This is a genomic window from Lentzea sp. CA-135723, assembly GCF_050936595.1.
Taxonomy (GTDB): domain Bacteria; phylum Actinomycetota; class Actinomycetes; order Mycobacteriales; family Pseudonocardiaceae; genus Lentzea.
In genome coordinates, this window is sequence record NZ_JBNJMK010000001.1 from 2,706,388 (window position 1) to 2,722,657 (window position 16,270).

10 protein-coding genes and 3 tRNA genes are annotated in these 16,270 nt (G+C 70.4%); 7 read left to right on the forward strand and 6 right to left on the reverse strand.

The window, feature by feature from the left end:
* Positions 1–241 precede the first annotated feature (241 nt).
* Together ACQEU1_RS11385 and ACQEU1_RS11390 are read left to right on the forward strand one after the other, a co-directional pair.
* Complete coding sequence (locus ACQEU1_RS11385; protein ID WP_433199134.1) at positions 242–1,681, forward strand: sigma-70 family RNA polymerase sigma factor; 1,440 nt, start codon at positions 242–244, stop codon at positions 1,679–1,681.
* A gap of 49 nt (positions 1,682–1,730) precedes the next feature.
* Positions 1,731–2,204 (forward strand): hypothetical protein, encoded by a 474-nt coding sequence (locus ACQEU1_RS11390; protein WP_433199136.1) that lies wholly within the window; start codon positions 1,731–1,733, stop codon positions 2,202–2,204.
* Here the strand turns inward: ACQEU1_RS11390 and ACQEU1_RS11395 are convergent.
* Positions 2,190–4,862, reverse strand: a complete 2,673-nt coding sequence (locus ACQEU1_RS11395) for a BTAD domain-containing putative transcriptional regulator (protein WP_433199138.1) — start codon at positions 4,860–4,862, stop codon at positions 2,190–2,192. The genes ACQEU1_RS11390 and ACQEU1_RS11395 overlap by 15 nt on opposite strands.
* Before the next feature lie 201 nt (positions 4,863–5,063).
* Between ACQEU1_RS11395 and ACQEU1_RS11400 the strand changes: the two genes are divergently transcribed.
* The gene (locus tag ACQEU1_RS11400; RefSeq protein ID WP_433199140.1) at positions 5,064–6,080 is read left to right on the forward strand and encodes a LacI family DNA-binding transcriptional regulator; all 1,017 of its coding nucleotides are present in this window, start codon (positions 5,064–5,066) and stop codon (positions 6,078–6,080) included.
* Here ACQEU1_RS11400 and ACQEU1_RS11405 read toward each other — a convergent pair.
* Positions 6,061–7,401, reverse strand: coding sequence for a pyridoxal phosphate-dependent decarboxylase family protein (locus ACQEU1_RS11405; protein WP_433199142.1), 1,341 nt, complete (start codon positions 7,399–7,401; stop codon positions 6,061–6,063). The genes ACQEU1_RS11400 and ACQEU1_RS11405 overlap by 20 nt on opposite strands.
* Before the next feature lie 331 nt (positions 7,402–7,732).
* Here ACQEU1_RS11405 and ACQEU1_RS11410 point away from each other — a divergent pair, with 331 nt between their 5' ends.
* Entirely contained in the window at positions 7,733–8,644 is a 912-nt protein-coding gene (locus tag ACQEU1_RS11410) for a hypothetical protein (protein ID WP_433199144.1), read from the forward strand.
* Positions 8,641–9,339 carry an aminoglycoside 3'-phosphotransferase gene (locus tag ACQEU1_RS11415; RefSeq protein ID WP_433199146.1) on the forward strand — a complete coding sequence of 233 codons (699 nt, stop codon included), beginning with the start codon at positions 8,641–8,643 and terminating at the stop codon, positions 9,337–9,339. Before ACQEU1_RS11410 ends, ACQEU1_RS11415 begins: the two co-directional genes overlap by 4 nt.
* On the opposite strand, the gene ACQEU1_RS11420 is transcribed toward ACQEU1_RS11415, so the two are convergent.
* The 4 genes from ACQEU1_RS11420 to ACQEU1_RS11435 form a co-directional block, all read right to left on the reverse strand.
* Positions 9,336–10,079: a DUF1684 domain-containing protein gene (locus ACQEU1_RS11420; RefSeq protein WP_433199148.1), complete on the reverse strand. Its 744-nt coding sequence runs from the start codon at positions 10,077–10,079 to the stop codon at positions 9,336–9,338. The genes ACQEU1_RS11415 and ACQEU1_RS11420 overlap by 4 nt on opposite strands.
* Positions 10,080–10,140: 61 nt before the next feature.
* A tRNA-Ile gene (locus ACQEU1_RS11425) sits at positions 10,141–10,212 on the reverse strand.
* Between the two features lies 1 nt (position 10,213).
* Positions 10,214–10,290, reverse strand: a tRNA-His gene (locus tag ACQEU1_RS11430).
* 2 nt (positions 10,291–10,292) lie between these two features.
* Positions 10,293–10,365 (reverse strand) — tRNA-Gln (locus tag ACQEU1_RS11435).
* Positions 10,366–10,671: 306 nt separating this feature from the next.
* Between ACQEU1_RS11435 and ACQEU1_RS11440 the strand changes: the two genes are divergently transcribed.
* Positions 10,672–12,213, forward strand: a complete 1,542-nt coding sequence (locus tag ACQEU1_RS11440; protein WP_433211434.1) for a glycoside hydrolase family 13 protein — start codon at positions 10,672–10,674, stop codon at positions 12,211–12,213.
* Positions 12,214–12,305: 92 nt separating this feature from the next.
* On the forward strand, positions 12,306–16,247 hold the full coding sequence (locus ACQEU1_RS11445) for a DUF4132 domain-containing protein (protein ID WP_433199150.1): 3,942 nt from the start codon (positions 12,306–12,308) through the stop codon (positions 16,245–16,247).
* Positions 16,248–16,270 lie beyond the last annotated feature (23 nt).

Here is a 16,270-nt window from a genome sequence, read left to right on the forward strand (position 1 = left end):
CGAGTGCACAGGTCCGTGACGACTGGTTGAGCGTGCAACCACTAGGGCCATCCGGCCCGTGTTCGTACGGATTTGCCGTTGCCCCGAACGCCTTTTAATGCATCGGCTCCGGATGCGTGGATTGTTCGTGTTGAGACAACTCGATAGGGTCCGCGTATCACCACAGGGCATCACGTTAAGAGGACTTTCTTTGATCGGGCAGCGTGGACGACCGCCGTCGGATGCCGACCTGATCGACGCCGTGAGAGACGGCAGAGTCGAGGAGTACGGCAAGCTCTACGAACGGCACGTGCGCTCGGCCACCATCCTGGCGATGCAGCTGTCCTCGTCGTCCTCGGACGCCGACGACCTCGTCGCGGAGGCGTTCGCGAAGGTGCTCGCCGCGTTGCGCGGAGGTGGCGGTCCGGGGGCGTCGTTCCGGCCGTACCTGCTCACGGCGGTGCGGCACGCGGCGTACGACCGCACCCGCAAGGAGAAGCGCCTCGAGCTCGCCGGTGACGTCGAGGAGGTGCCGGGCGCCACCAAGGCGACCAGCGTGCCGTTCCGCGACGTGGCGCTGGAGAACCTCGACCAGACGCTGGCGGCGACGGCGTTCGCGACGCTGCCGGAGCGGTGGCAGACGGTCCTGTGGCACACGGCGATCGAGGGGCAGTCGCCCGGCGACATCGCGCCGTTGCTCGGACTCACCCCGAACGGCGTGTCCGCGATGGCGTTCCGTGCGCGCGAGGGGCTGCGCAAGGCGTTCCTGCAGGCGCACGTCAACCAGGAGCCGGCGGAGAACTGCAAGGCGACGGTGAAGAAGCTCGGCTCGTGGACCCGTGGCGGCATCAAGGGACGCGAGGCCATCTCCATCGACGAGCACATGGACACGTGCGCGGAGTGCCGCAAGCTCGCCAGCGAGCTGTCCGACGTCAACGGCGCGTTGCGCGGCCTGGTCGCGCCGATCGTGCTGGGCACCGGAACGGCCGGTTACCTCGCGGCGGCTGCCGCGGCCGGCAAGGGTGCGGCCGTCGGCATCAGCCTGACGTCGTGGATCGGCGTCGCCGCCTCGGCCGCTGCGGTGGTCGTGGTCGCCGCGTCCGGCGTCGTGAGCTCGGACAGCGTCACGTCCGAGAGCAGCACCACGATCCAGGGCGCCGCGCCCGTGGTCAGCGGTACGAGCGCGTCGGAAGGCGTCGCGCAGACCGGTCAGCCCGGCACGTCGAAGAGCGCGGGCACGGCGCCCACGGACACCTCGGCCGGGTCGGAGGAGCCGGGCGAGGAGCCCAGCGACCCCGACTCGCCCACGACGACCACCCAGGGCCCGCTGGTGCAGTCGGGGGTGCTGTCCGGGTCCGGCCCGGGCAGCATCGCGATGACCACCGACGGCCCGGCGAACGAGATGAACATCGTCATCACCAACAACGGACCGGGTGACGCCACGGTGCCAACGTTGACGCTGACCATGCCGGACAAGATCAAGACGGTCGGACCGGGCAAGATGTCGGTCGGCATGATCGGGTGCCCCGCGGGCAAGGGCTCGGTCTCCTGCGAGGGCGGGCAGCCGCTCAAACAGGGCCAGTCGATCACGTTCCGGGCACGGCTGCAGGCGGGCAACAAGGCGGGCGACGGGGTCATCACGGCCGTGGCGGGCGGCGTGCGGGTCAGCGTCTCGATCACGATCGCCCAGGCGTCCGCCTGAGAGTCCACTTCGGACAGCGGGATCGGCGTGCGCGCCGCACCATGGACGGGTGGACGAGCTCACGGCGGCGTTGGCGGAGCTGGAGGCCCCGTTCCGCACGCTCGTGGACGACTCGGAGTGGGCGCACGCGAGCGTGGAGGGACTGGTGCTCGACTCCGGCACGTGGTGGACCGCCGACGACCGGACGCGGGTGCAGCCGCAGGTGACGTTCAGCGACGCCTTCAGCGAGGCCGGGCGTCACAGCGGCGGCGTGTACGTCGAGGGGTTCATCTGGGCCGCCGGCCAGGCCGTCGCGGCGGCGTGGTGCGGGCTCGGCACATCGGTCGTCTACGGGCCGCGGGCCGAGGCGTACCTCGGGGTGCCGCTGGCGCCGCACTTCTGCCGCCGGGTCCAGCAGCGCAACGGCACAGCCGCGGTGCTCATGAGCAAGCATCCGCGGCTGTTGCCGTTGCTGCGGGACGGGCTGCCGCGCGGGGCGGTGCTGCCCGGCGGGAGGCCGGGACCGCGCTCAGTCGGTGCCTAGCGCGGCGAACCTCTCGTCCGCTTCCCGTTGGTGTTCCTGGGCTTTCACCGGATCCGCGACGGCCTGCGCCAGGTGCTTGTGCGCGTTCGCGGCCTCACGCCGGTCGTCGATCCGTTCGGCGAGTTCGAGCGCCTCGTGCAGCCGGGTCACGGCTTCCTCGGGGCGTCCGGCGGCGGTGAGCACCTCGCCGAGGTAGTTGAGCACCACCGTTTCCGTTGTGACGTCACCGATCGCCCGCACGGCCGTGAGCGCGGACTCCAGCGCGTCCAACGCCTCGGCGTGCCGTCCCATCGCGTGCAGGATCATGCCCAGCGCGCTCTGGGTGTCGGCCTCGTCGCGGCGGCTGCCCATCTCGCGCATGAGCGTGAGCGCCGACGTGCACGCCTGCAACGCCTCGTCGTACCGGCCGAGCGCGCTGTAGATGTTGCTGACGTTGCTCATCGCCTGCGACTCGAGGTGCCGGTCGCCGAGCTGACGCGCCACCGTGATCGCCTGTTCGAGCAGCTCGGCGGCCTCAGCGTGGCGTTGCAGGGTCCGGTACACCAGCGACAGGTTGTTCAGCGTGCCCGCGACGCCCTGCAGGTCGCCGAGGTCGCGGAGCATCTCGATCGCGCGTTCGTTGTAGTGGATCGCCTTCGGGTACTGGGCGGTCTGCCAGAACACCATCGCGTAGTTCTTGGTGGTGATCGCGAGCGCGACCGGCTCGTCCTTCGCCGCCTCCAACGCGAGTTCGTTGATGGTGGCCCAGTCACGCGTGTGGCCGCGCACCATGCAGAAGAACGTCAACGCGCGCGCGAGCTGCCACGTGTGCGTGCGCCAGTCACCGTCGAGTGAGAGCGCCACGGCGGCCACGAGCGTCTGGCGTTCGGTCTCCAGCCACTCGACGGCGTGGTCGTAGTCGCGCAGCACCAGCCGTCCGTCCGGCCGGTAGGTGATGTCGACCTCGTACTTGCGCGCGGCGGGCGACATGAGCCTGGTCGCCTGGTTCGCCGTGTCCAGGAAGTGGTCGAGCAGCCTGGTCAGCGGCTCGCGGGTGGTGTGCACCTTGGACTGCGCGTACTGCCGGAGCAGGTCGTGCATCCGGTAGCGGCCGACCGTGGTGGCTTCGAGCAGGTGCACGTCGACGAGGTCTTCGAGCATGCCGTCGCACTCCAGCACGCCGAGGTCGCCGAGCGCCGCGGCCTGGTGGACGTCGAGGTCCGTGCCATGGTGCAGGCCCAGCAGGCAGAACAGCCGCTGGTGCGCGGCGGGGAGCTGGCCGAACGACAACGCGAAGACCGCGTCCAGCTCGGATAATCGTCCCTCGCGCAGCCGCGTCGCGAGGTGGGCGGTGGTCCACGTGGGACGGCTGCGGAGCCGTCCGGCGGCCAGCCTGACGGCGAGCGGCAGGCGTCCGCACAGTTCCACGACCTGGCGGGCCGCGTCGTCGGTGCCGCGTTCGTCGCCCACGATCGTGGCGAAGAGTTGCAACGCTTCTTCTTCGGAGAGCACATCGAGCGTGAGCGTTGATGTGCCTTCGAGTTCCGTGAGGCGCGCACGGGACGTGACGAGCACCAACGAACCCGGCACACCGGGCAGAAGCGGACGCACCTGGTCGGCGCTCACCGCGTTGTCGAGCACGACGAGCAACCGTCTGCGCGACAACTCCGCACGCCACATGGCGGCGCGTTCGTCCAGACCGACCGGGATCTCCTCCAGGCCGAGCGCGCGCAACAGCACGTCGAGCGCGTCTGTCGGTTCCACAGGCGCACGTCCTGCCGTGTGCGCGTGCAGGTCCACGAACAGCTGGCCGTCCGGGTACTCCAGCCGGTGTGCCAAGTGGACGGCCAGGGTCGTTTTTCCGACGCCCGGCATGCCGTCGATCGCGGAGATCACGACCGCCGCCTTGCCGGTGACCGCCCTGGTCAGCCGTTCGATCTCGGCGGTGCGGCCGGTGAAGTCCGCGACGTCGCGGGGCAGCGTGTTCAGCGCGGGCCGCGGCTCGTCGCCCCTGAGCAGCCTGCCGTGCAGTTCGCGCAGCTCAGGTCCGGGATCGGTGCCGAGCTGGTCGGCGAGCAGCACCCGGACGTCCTCGAACGTCCGCAGCGCCTCGGCCGGCCGGTTCGCGCGGTGCAGCGCGTGCATGAGCTGCAACCACAGCTGTTCGCGCAGCGGGAACTGCTTGGTGAGCCGGCGCAGCTCGCCGATCAGCCGTTCGCCCTGGCCCAGTTCGATGGACAGGCGCGCGTGCTGCTCGGCGACGGTGAGCCGGCGTTCCTGCAACAGCGTGAGCTCCGCCTCGAGCCGCGGCCCGACCGTGAGCCCGTCCAGCGCAGGCCCGCGCCACAGTGCGAGCGCCTCGCCGTAACGGGTGACCGCCTGTGCGTGTTCTCCTTGCTTCAACGCCTCGTCGCCCGCCGCGCAGCTGCGTTGGAAGACCTCGACGTCCACCTCGGCGTCCGGCACCTTGAGCCGGTACCCGCCGGGGACGGTGACGAGGTCGTCCAGCACGAGCTTGCGCAGTGCCGCGACGTACGTCCGGATGTTCGACTCGGGAGCAGCGGGTGGAGATTCCCACACCGCCTCGCTCAGGTGTTCAAAACTGACCGTCTCGTTGGCGTGCAGTGCCAACGCTGCCAGCAGAGCCCTTTGCCGGGGCCCGCCCAGCCGCAGTTCCACGCCCCCACGCCAGATCTGCAGCGGCCCAAGAAGCCGATACCGCACTAGCCCTCCTCGGTGCGCATGGTGCCAGAACCGGGACGCGCTGTGCGCGATTTGTGCACACGATCTTGCAGACTTGGCCGGCCCCGCCGCGAGGAGGGAGAACACGCGATGGCCCTGAACAGATCATGGTCCGGCCAGGCGGCTTAAGATGAGCGCATGACCGAGACGGCGAAGCGACGTCCCGGCCCCCGGATCGAAGAGGTCGCGCGGGTCGCCGGGGTGTCGAAGTCGACCGTCTCGCGCGTGATCAACGACGAGCAGTACGTGAGCGCCAAGGCCCGCGAGGCCGTGCACGCCGCGATCGCGGAGCTCGGCTACTCCCCCAACCAGGCCGCACGTGCGTTGGCCGGCAACCGCGCGAACGCCATCGCGCTGGTCGTCTCCGAACCCACCGGTCGGGTGCTGTCCGACCCGTTCTTCGCGGGGGTGCTCCGAGGGGTCCACGCCGAGCTGGCCGGGCGCCACGTCCAGCTGCTGCTGATGATGTCGCAGCCCGCCGACGTGGGCGACCTGGTGGCGTACCTGAGCAGCGGGCACGTCGACGGCGCGTTGCTGGTGTCGCTGCACGGCGAGGACCCGCTGGTGCCGATGCTGGCCGAGATCGGACTGCCCGTGGTGTCCGGTGGGCGGCCTTTGGGCAGGACCGTCCCGTTCGTGGACGCCGACAACTTCACGGGTGCGCTGGAAGCCGCCCGGCACCTGGCCTCGTTGGGGCGCAAGCGGATCGCGACCGTCGCAGGACCGAAGGACATGGCCGTCGGCGCCGACCGGCTGAGCGGGTTCAAGCGGGGCCTCAGCGAGGCGAAGCTGCAGGCCGACCTGGTCGCGCACGGCGACTTCACGCCGGAGAGCGGCGTGCGGGCCATGGAAGCGTTGCTGCGCAAGGCTCCTGACCTCGACGCCGTCTTCGTGGCCGCGGACATCATGGCACTCGGCGCGTTGCAGGTGCTGCACGCGCAGGGCCGCCGGGTGCCGGAGGACGTCGCGGTGGTCGGGTTCGACGACTCGGTGTTCGCGGCGACCGCCACGCCGCCGTTGACGACGATCCGCCAGGACGTCGAGGAGCTGGGGCGCACGATGACGTGGCGGCTGCTGGCGGAACTGGCGGGAGAGAGCGGCCTCCCGCCGTCCCTGCTGCTGCCGACGACGCTGATCAAGCGCGCCAGCGCCTGACGAAGTCGATCACCTCGTCCACGTGCTCGCGGTGGGTGCGGTGGCTGAGCACGCACATCCTGAGCGTGAACCTGCCGTCGAGCCGTGTGCTCGACACGAAGAAACGGCCGGAACCGTTGATGTCCTTGAGCAGCCGTTCGCTGTCGGTGCCGCGGAACACGACGACGGTGAGGCCGGACTTCAGCACCTCGACGCCGTCGATCTTCGCGAGCTCGGTGCGGAGGTGGTCGGCGAGGTCGTGCTTCTCGTCGAGGGCCTCGCGGAACGCGGCGACGCCGTGCAGGTGCAGCGGGAGCCAGACGCGCAGGCCGCGGAACTCGCGGGTGAGCTCGGGGCCGAGGTCGGCGTAGTCGGGCAGGCCGGTGCCGTGGTCCAGGTCCTGGAGGTAGTCGCCGTCGGCCACGTGGGCGGCGCGGAGGCGGGATTCGTCGCGGACCAGCAGGACGCCCGTGCCGTACGGGAGGAAGAGGCTCTTGTGCGGGTCCCAGGCGATCGAGTCGGCCCTGGTGATGCCTTTGAGGGTCGCTCGGCCGCGTTCGGTGAGCTGGAAGGCGCCGCCGTACGCGCCGTCGGCGTGGAACCAGAGGCCTTCCTGCTGCGCGAGGGTGGCGATGTCGTCCAGCGGGTCGACGATGCCGGTGCTGGTCGCGCCCGCGGTGCCGACGATCAGGAACGGGCGCAGGCCGTGCGCGCGGTCCTCGGTGATCATGGCTCGGGCCTGGGCGACGTCCATGCGCAGGTCGGCGTCCGTGGGGACGACGCGGATGCGTTCGGACGGGAAACCCGTGATGTGCGCGGCTTTGGCGACGCAGTGGTGCGTGTGTGCCGTGACGTAGATCGTGCCGTTGGGGTCGTGGGCGCCTAGGCGGTCCTGTCTGGCCGTGTGCACCGCCGAGAGAGTGGCCAGGGATGCGCCCGTGGTGAAGATGCCGCCGGATCCAGCGGGGAGCTCGAACAGGTCGCACATCCAGCGGATCACGCTCTGCTCCAACGCGACCAGCGCCGGCGCGGTCGAGGCGACACCGGTGTAGCGGTTGGTGGTCTGGGCCAGGAACTCGGCGAGCACCGAGCTGTACAGGCCGCCCGCCGGGAAGTACGCGAGGTAACGCGGGCCCGCCGTCTCCACGGCCTGGCCGGCCGCGGTGCGGAAGGTGTCGAGGAGGGCGCCGAGCTCGCCCGGTGTCTCCGCCGGTGGAGGAGGCAGGAGTGCCGTGCCCGGCGACGACGCGGGCGCGGCCTCCAGTCCTTCGATGAACTCCTCGACGAAGGCGGTCACCGTCTTCGTCCACTCGGCCCTGGTCTCGCGGTCCGGCTGCAACATGAGCACACCGTACGAAGCTCTTCCCACCGTGTGCTCGCGGGATTCCGTCCAGTTCTCACTACGCCCGCCACGGCGTGTCCAGCGCCATCGGTTCTCCTGTGGGTGAAGGTGTTACGCCCTTCGGCTCAACCTAGCGTGGAAACGCTCTCTCGGAAGCGACGCGTCTCAGTCCGGCGCGCGTGCAAAGGATTAACATCGCCGGTCATCGACCGTCCGTGACGAGTCCGGTCGATTTTCACCCGTTCGGCGCAGTTTGGCGGCACCGTCGGTAACACCTGGAGTGGGTCCTCGATGGTCAGGCCGTACGAACCCACCCGAGGGAGTTGCGACAGTGATCGAGAACTCGGCCGCCGGTCTGGTGATGGTCCCCGGCGAGGTGACGGTGACCGTCACCGGCGAGCAGCACCACCAGGACGTGCTGTCCCGCTACGCCGTTCCGGACGGCGTGACGCGGCACGTCGCCGTGAACCTGACGTGGTGCATGATCGCGGCCGGCAAGTACCGGGGTCAGCGCGGCATCGAGGTGCGGCTCGACGGGTACCGGGTGGGCGAGCTGACTTTCCTGATGTCGCAACGATATGCGCCCGTGCTGATGAACGTGGAGTCCGGCGGCGGCGCGACCGGCTGCACGGCGTTCGTGCACCGCGGCCCCAACGGGCTGCTTCAGATCTCGCTGCGGATGCCGCGCGAGATCCCGCGCGGCGCGGTCGTGCCGGTGCCGACGGCGCGCAGGTCGTGGGTGGCACCGGTGGCGATCGGCGCAGCCAGCCTGCTCGCGTTCTTCTTCGCGATCGGCATCATCGGCGCGATCGCGAACGGCCCGTCCAACGTGAACAAGGCGGCCGGACTCTCCACCACCACGACGGCACCCACCACCACCGTCGCGCCCACCACCACGACGAGCACGCAGCCCACCACCACTACTACTACGACGACCACAACGACTACGACCACCACTCCCCCGGCAGCGCCCCAGCCGCAGCCCCAGCCGCAGCCGAACCCCCAGCCCAAGCCCAACCCGCAGCCGAATCCCCAGCCGCAGCCCCAACCCCAGCCGCAGCCGCAACCGGCGCCCAAGCCGGCGTGCGACCCGAACTACAGTGGTTGCGTGCCGATCGCGTCGGACGTGGACTGCGCGGGCGGCTCCGGCAACGGGCCGGCCTACGTGAGCGGCCCCATCCAGGTCATCGGCTCCGACATCTACGGGCTCGACAGCGACAAGGACGGCATCGCCTGCGAATGAGCATCCCTGACGACGTGCTGCGCGCGGTCGGTCCCGACGCCGTCTGGTCCGCCGACCACGAAGGCCTCTCCGGCGACGTGTGGCACGTCGGTTCCAGCTACGTGAAGCGCGCGGGCGTCGCCGAGCACGACCGCCTGCGGTGGCTGGGCGAGCACTTCGAGGTTCCGGAGATCAGGGCGTTCGCCGAAGGCTGGCTGGTGCTCGCCGACGTCGGCGCCCCTTCGCTGACGTCGGCGGATCCCGTCCGCGCGGCCGCGGTCATGGGCGAGGTGCTGCGCGAGTTGCACGCGTTGCCCGTGACCTCGTGCCCGTTCGACGCGACGATTCCCGTTGTGCTGGAACAAGCACGGCGCAACGTGGCGGAGGGCCTGGTCGACGCGGACGACTTCGACGACGACAATCTCGGTGCCACGCCTGAGGAACTGTTCGAACGGCTCGTGGCCACCGCCCCGGCGCACGAGGACCTCGTGGTGGCGCACGGGGACTTCTGCCCGCCGAACGTGCTGCTGCGCCCGGACGGCACGACGGTGCTGATCGACGTGGCCAGGCTCGGCGTGTCCGACCGGCACCGCGACCTCGCGCTGGCGCACCGAGAACTGGGCGAAGAGGCCGTAGCCGCGTTCGACCGCGCCTACGGCCTCACCCCCCGCCCCGAGGTGCTGGCCTGGTACCGCCTGCTCGACGAGTTCTTCTAACCGCGCTCGTACGGCGTCTTCTCGCCGGCCTCGACGCCGAACGTCAGGTGGTTGCCCTCCGGCGGCAGCGGGCACGTCGCGAAGTCGGTGAACGCGCACGGCAGGTTGGTGGCGCGGTTGAAGTCGAGCACGACCTTGCCGTCCCGCGGTGTGGCGGCGAGCTGCCGGTTCGCCGCGTAGGTCGTGGCACCGCTGGTCTCATCGGTGAAGAGGATGCTCAGTCCGCCGTTGCGCCCGTTGAACGCCGTCAGCGTGTGTTCGGTGCCGTTGTACGTGAACCGCACACGGCCCGGTGCCTCGTACACGTGGCTAAGACCTTCAACGACAGCACCAACGGTCGTGGGCACGGGCTCGTCGAACGGCTCGTACGCTCCTTCCACCACCCACTGCTCGTGCGGCTCGTAGGACGGAACACCCTTGAACTGCCGTAGTACGTCGGCTTTCGGGTCGTGCACGCGGATCAGGTAGCCGCCGCGCCGGGCGATCTCGATCTCGACGTCTCCGGCGACGACCCGCGTGCCGGCGCCGCTCTGGACGAGTTCGAACCGCTTGGTCTCCCCGCCGTCGCGCCAGTACGCCGCGTCGTCGTCCTGCCACCACTCGCCCGGTAGGCCCTCATAGGCGCGTGGGGTCGTGTCCAGCCAATCGAGTGAAACCAGCGCCAACCACCCGTAGGGGTCGGCGAGGGTCTTCTCCCGGTCCGTCTTCCAGGTCTGCCAGTCGTCCGCGAAGGCGCTCATGTCCTTGCGAACGAAGGACTCGGCGCCGCGCTTCCCCGTTCCACGGAGTGGGAAGCGCACGTGGTCGCGCGTCCTGGTGTCGAACCAGGCACCCCAGGCTCATGAGGCCCGGGTGATCGCCGGATCCCGCGCGTTGGGGTGACCGACCGGACTCGCACCGGCTTCGACCAGGACCACAACCTGGCGCCTCGACTGCTTCGGCTTCGGTCACAGCTGCCCGTCGAGGACTCGAACCTCGATCTCCGCGTCCAGAGCGCGGCGTCCGTGCCAATTGGACCAACGGGCATCAAAAAAGCCGCCTCGTCGCTGCGGTGGCGACGGGACGGCTCCCCGGTTGTCATGAGGGTCAGCTCATGCCGAGGAGCACCAGACGTGCTGATGGCGCATGTGTTGCTGCATCACGGCTGGCTCCCTTCTCCGGTTCGTCGCGATCCACTCTGACGGATGACGACAGACCGTCGCAACGCATTAAACGGTCTGCAAAAGTTTGCAGGAATATTCGATCTGTTCAAGCAATCCTCAAGCCGACTTGCGGAAAACTTTTGCAACGTCTTTCCTGGACCGCTGACACACCCCACCGGAAGGCATGGACATGTCCCAGGACTGGTGGCGACACGCCGTCATCTACCAGGTCTACGTGCGCAGCTTCGCCGACTCCGACGGCGACGGCGTCGGCGACCTGCCCGGCATCCGCTCACGCCTGCCCTACCTGCGCGACCTGGGCGTCGACGCGGTCTGGATCACGCCGTTCTACGCGTCGCCGATGGCGGACGGCGGATACGACGTGGCGGACTACCGCGCCGTCGACCCGCAGTTCGGCGGACTGGACGACGTGCGCGCGTTGGTCGACGACGCGCACACGCTCGGCATCAGGGTGATCGTCGACATCGTGCCGAACCACAGTTCGGACCAGCACAAGTGGTTCCAGGAAGCGTTGGCCGGACACGGCCGTGAGCGCTACATGTTCCGTGAGGGTGTCGGCGACCAACCGCCGAACGACTGGGAGTCGGTGTTCGGCGGCCCCGCGTGGACGCGCGTGGCCGACGGGTCCTGGTACCTGCACCTGTTCGCGCCCGAGCAGCCCGACCTGAACTGGGAGCTGCCCGAGGTGCGCGCGGAGTTCCGCGACGTGCTGCGGTTCTGGCTGGACCTGGGCGTCGACGGCTTCCGCGTGGACGTGGCGCACGGGATGATCAAGGCGCCGGGCCTGCCCGACATCGGCCACGCCGACCAGCTCAAGTTGCTGGGCACGGAACCGCTGCCGTTCTTCGACCAGGACGGCGTGCACGAGATCCACCGCGAGTGGCGTGAGGTCATCGATTCCTACGATGGCGAGCGTGTGCTCGTGGCGGAGGCATGGACGCCTTCCGCCGAACGCACCGCCATGTACCTGCGTCCCGACGAGATGCACCAGGCGTTCAACTTCCACTACCTGACTGCGGAGTGGACGTCCGAGGCGTTGCGCGCGGTCATCGACTCGTCGCTGGCCGCAGTCGAACCCGTTGGGGCGCCCACAACCTGGGTGCTCTCCAACCACGACGTGCAACGCCACGTGACCCGCTACGGCGGCGGCGAAACGGGCGTGCGCCGCGCCCGCGCCGCACTGGCACTGATGCTGGCGCTGCCGGGCTCGGTCTACCTCTACCAAGGCGAGGAACTGGGCCTGCCCGAGGTCCTCGACCTGCCGGACGAGGTGCTCCAGGACCCGATGTGGGAACGGTCCGGCCACACCGAACGAGGCCGCGACGGCTGCCGCGTCCCGCTCCCGTGGTCGGCGACCGGCCCGTCCCTGGGCTTCGGCACCGGCGGCTCGTGGCTCCCACAACCCGCGGACTGGGCCAAGCTCAGCGTGGAAGCGCAAACAGGCGACCAGGACTCGATGCTGTCCTTCTACCGCAACGCCCTGCGCGCCCGCCGCGAAAACCCGGCGCTGGGCACGACCCTGCACTGGGTGGACGGCCCCGCCGACGTCCTGTGGTTCGAACGCGACGGCATCGCCTGCGCGGTGAACCTGTCCGCAACCGTGGTCGAACTCCCGGACCCGGGCTCGGTCCTGCTCGCCTCGTCCTACTACGGCGTCCGCGACGGCCTCCTGCTCCTGCCCCCGGACACGGCCCTCTGGTGGAAGCTCTGACCAGCGTCTTCCCTTGATCGACAGAAACTGTCAGACCCCCTGGGTACGGTCCGTGGACATCAGTTCCAGACCGAAACTCAGGGGGTCTCGCAGTGGGCAGGTGGGAGCTCGTCTCCGGCAACTCGGCGAAGTTCTGGGAGGTGACCCAGAACGCAGAGACGGTCACCGTCCGCTTCGGACGGCTGGGCACCGCGGGCCAGACCCAGACCAAGGAGCTCACCTCCACCGCGGCAGCAACCGCCCACGTGGCGAAACTGGTGGCAGAAAAGGAGAAGAAGGGCTACCAGAAGGCAGCCGCGCCAACTGGCCCGACCTCAGCGACAGCCGGCCCCGCCGCCGCGGCCTCCACCGCCGACTCCGCCACCGCCGTTCCTTCAGCCACCGCGCCCACCAACCCTGCGCCGCGCGGCTCCGCAGCTACCAACGCCAAGCCTGCCGCCGCCCCATCCGCCCCTCGACCCGCCGCTCCCAACCCCGCCGCCGAGTCCGCCTCCCCCACCACCGCGAAACCCGCCGCCACCAACCACATCGCGCCCCCGACCCCTCTCGACGAGGACACCTGGGGCATGCCGGCCGAGTGGCTGGCGCAGGCCCGCCGCAGACGCGACGTCCACCCCGCCCCGACCTTCACCGTCGACCGCGCCCAGGCCCAGCAGATGCGCGCCCACGCGGCCGCCCACACCGAGAAGGTCGAGGAGGCCCTGACATCGGGCCAACACGAATCCGCCCTCGCACAGGCACTGCGCGCCCATCACCGGGGCGAGCCGGACCCGCTGGGCGCCGCGACGCTCCTCAAGCTCATCGGCTGGGACCACCAGACCTCCCCGCTGCACTGGTGGATCGAGGACTACGGGCTGCCGTTCGCCGCCGTGGCGGCCGTGCACCTCTCCACGGTGAGCAACACCCATCAGGGCCTGATGGTCTACCTCCCGCACTCCAGCTGGGACGACCAGACGCTGATCGACGCCCGCACCGCGCTGGCCGCGACCGACGACGCGACGTTCGCGCAAGCCGTGTCAGAGCTGGAGAAGCTCGATCCGAACTGGTTCGTCCAGGCCGCCCGCGCCTTCCTCGTGCCGTCGCGCAGGGACTGGTTCACCGAGGCGAAGACGACCGGTGGCCCGAACTGGCTCATCCACGCGTCGGGCACCACTCTCGAAGACTTCAGCGGGTTCACGCACGGCAACCTGCTCTGGTCCGTCGCGAACGTCTACACGGCGCTCCACGTCCTCGGCCCGGCCGTGGCGCGGGTGCTCGACGCGGAACTGCGCGCGAAGAGCGAGTGGAACGGAGACAACCGCCAGCGGGCGCTGGAGGTGCTGTCGGTCCTGCCGACCGACGAGGCGTTCCTGATGCTGTTGAGCCGCCTGCACGAACGGCTCGTCCGGCCGGTGCTGGTGTCGGCGATGAAACGGTTCCCCGCCAGGGCGTTGCGCCTGATGGCACCGCGCGCAGCGGAAGACGCCGACGTCCGCAACCTGCTGCGCGCTCACGTCCTCACCCGCCTCGGCCTCTCCGCAGACGTCCCGCCCACGCACCCCGGCCCCTCCGCAGCCGCCGGCACGCGGCCCGCCCCCGCACTCGGCACCGACCTCCCGCCCACACCACCCGGCCCCGCACTCCCCGCAGACCTCCCGCTCAAGTCACCCGGCCGCGAACTCTCCACAGACCTCCTCCCCACACCACCCGGCCCCGCACTCCCCACAGACCGCCTGCCCACGCCACCCGGCCTCACACTCTCCACAGACCTCCCACCCAAGTCACCCGGCCACGCACTCCCCACAGACCTCCCCCCCACGCCACCCGGCCCCACACGCCCCACAGACCGCCTGCCCACGCCACCCAATCCCGCGCTCCCCACAGACCTCCTCCCCGCACGAGTGCCGGACGCGCCGGCCGAGGCGCTGCCGCGGGTGCTGGCCGAACCGCCCTGGACCCACCGCCGCCCTCAGCCGAAACCCGTGGTGCTGAAGGACCTCCCGGTCCCCGCCCCCACGATCACCTGGCTGCCGGGCGAACGCGACGAGTGGCTCGCCCTCAAAGGCTGGTGGACCGCCCGCCACGGCAACTGGGAGCCGCTCGCCGAGAGGATGCGCGAGGGCCGCTACCCCACCCGCGACGACCACCAGCTGTTCGAGAGCGCGCCGGAAGACCTCGCGCGTCCCCTGCTGGCCGGCTGGACGCCCACCGACACGTGGCGCAGCGAGGGCTGGGGCAGGCGCATCACGGCCCGCTTCGAGCTCGACGCTCTGCCGCCGATGCTGCGTCTGGCCGCGAGCAATCCGCACGTCTCCGGCGTCGTGCTGCTCCCGTACGCGACGGCCGAGGTGGCGGCCCTGATGGCGGACTGGTTCGTGCGCCTCAAGTCGGCCCGCGCGTTCGCCGTCTCCTGGCTCGCCCGGCACCGCGACACCGCCGCGCGCCTCCTCCTGCCGTCCGCACTGGGCCCGGCAGGTCCCGCCCGCCGCAACGCCGAGTTCGCCCTGCGCCACCTGCACCTGGAGACCGACGTCGTCGCCCTCGCCACCGCGCTCAGCCCCGAGGCGGGCGCGGCGATCCGGGCATTGATCGAGATCGACCCCGTCGACGTCCTCCCCTCGAAGCTGCCGGCGGTCGGTGCGTGGGCCGACGTCGCGCTGCTGCCGCAGGTGCTGCTGGCCGACTGCTCCGGCGCGCTGCCAGCGGCCGCGACGAAGAACCTCCTGATGACGGCGGCACTGTCCAAACAGGACGCCGTCTACGCCGGGCTGCCGCCGGCCGTCGAAGCCTGCGACCGCAGTTCGCTCGCGGAGTTCGGGTGGGCGCTGTTCGGCCGCTGGCTCGACGTCGGCTCGCCGGCGAAGGACGGCTGGGCGCTGACGGCGCTCGGCTGGTTCGGCGACGACGAGACGGTCCGCCGCCTCGCCCCGCTGATCCGCCTCTGGCCGGGCGAGGCCCAGCACGCCCGCGCGGTCGCCGCTCTCGACGTGCTCGCCCAGATCGGCAGCGAGGCGGCGCTGACGGCCCTGAACAGCATCGCGGAACGCGTGAAGTTCAAGGGCCTCAAGGCGAAGGCGCAGGAGAAGGTCACGGACATCGCCGCGGCCCTGGGCCTCTCCAGGGACCAGCTCTCCGACCGTCTGGTCCCCCGCTTCGGCCTCGACGAAGCAGCAACCCTGGTCATCGACTACGGCCCGCGCCAGTTCACCGTGGGCTTCGACGAACAGCTCAAGCCGTTCGTGCTGAACCCCGATGGCAAGCGCCGCAAAGACCTCCCCAAGCCGGGTGCGCGCGACGACCAGGAGCTCGCCCCGGCGGAACACAAGCGGTTCGCGACGCTGAAGAAGGACGTCCGCTCCATCGCCGCGGACCTGATCCACCGCCTCGAACGCTCGATGGTCGACCAGCGCACCTGGACCGCCGAGGAGTTCCACACCGTCCTCGCCGGACACCCGCTGCTCGCACACCTGGCCCGCCGCCTGGTGTGGATCACCGACACGGGCACGTCGTTCCGCCTGGCCGAAGACCGCACCCTCGCGGACGTGAACGACGACGAGTTCACCCTCCCGGACACCGCCACCGTCCGGCTGGCCCACCCAGTCCACCTGGCGGAACGCGTGGACGCCTGGGGCCGGCTCTTCGCCGACTACGAGCTCCTCCAGCCGTTCCTGCAGCTCGGCCGCCCCACCCACGCGTTCGCACCGGGCGACGTCATCCCGCAGCTCGGCCGGTACCTCGACCGTGACGCACCCGTCGGCAAGGTCCTGGGCCTCACCAAACGAGGCTGGCTGCGCTGCCAGCCCCAGGACAACGGCATCGAACCGTGGATGACGCGTCCCCTGCCGTCCGGCGGCGCCCTGGTGGCCTCGCTCGATCCCGGCATCGCGGTGGGCATGGTCGACCTGGAGCCGGAGCAGAGGTTCCACGAGCTCTGGTACTCCGCCACCGGCGAGGGCGCCTGGGTCGCACCGAGGGAAGGCCTGCCCACCACCTTCGAGGTCGACGAGGTGACCGCCTCCGAGCTCCTCTCCGAACTGGAGTCGCTCCACGCGTGATCGCGGGAACGATCGCTCGACCT

What these genes read in the sequence shown, in the direction of transcription:
- ACQEU1_RS11400 (WP_433199140.1), top strand. Translation starts at nt 5,064, where the DNA reads ATGACCGAGACGGCGAAGCGACGTCCCGGCCCCCGGATCGAAGAGGTC.
- ACQEU1_RS11405 (WP_433199142.1), bottom strand. Translation starts at nt 7,401, where the DNA reads ATGTTGCAGCCGGACCGCGAGACCAGGGCCGAGTGGACGAAGACGGTG.
- ACQEU1_RS11415 (WP_433199146.1), top strand. Translation starts at nt 8,641, where the DNA reads ATGAGCATCCCTGACGACGTGCTGCGCGCGGTCGGTCCCGACGCCGTC.
- ACQEU1_RS11420 (WP_433199148.1), bottom strand. Translation starts at nt 10,079, where the DNA reads ATGAGCGCCTTCGCGGACGACTGGCAGACCTGGAAGACGGACCGGGAG.
- ACQEU1_RS11440 (WP_433211434.1), top strand. Translation starts at nt 10,672, where the DNA reads ATGTCCCAGGACTGGTGGCGACACGCCGTCATCTACCAGGTCTACGTG.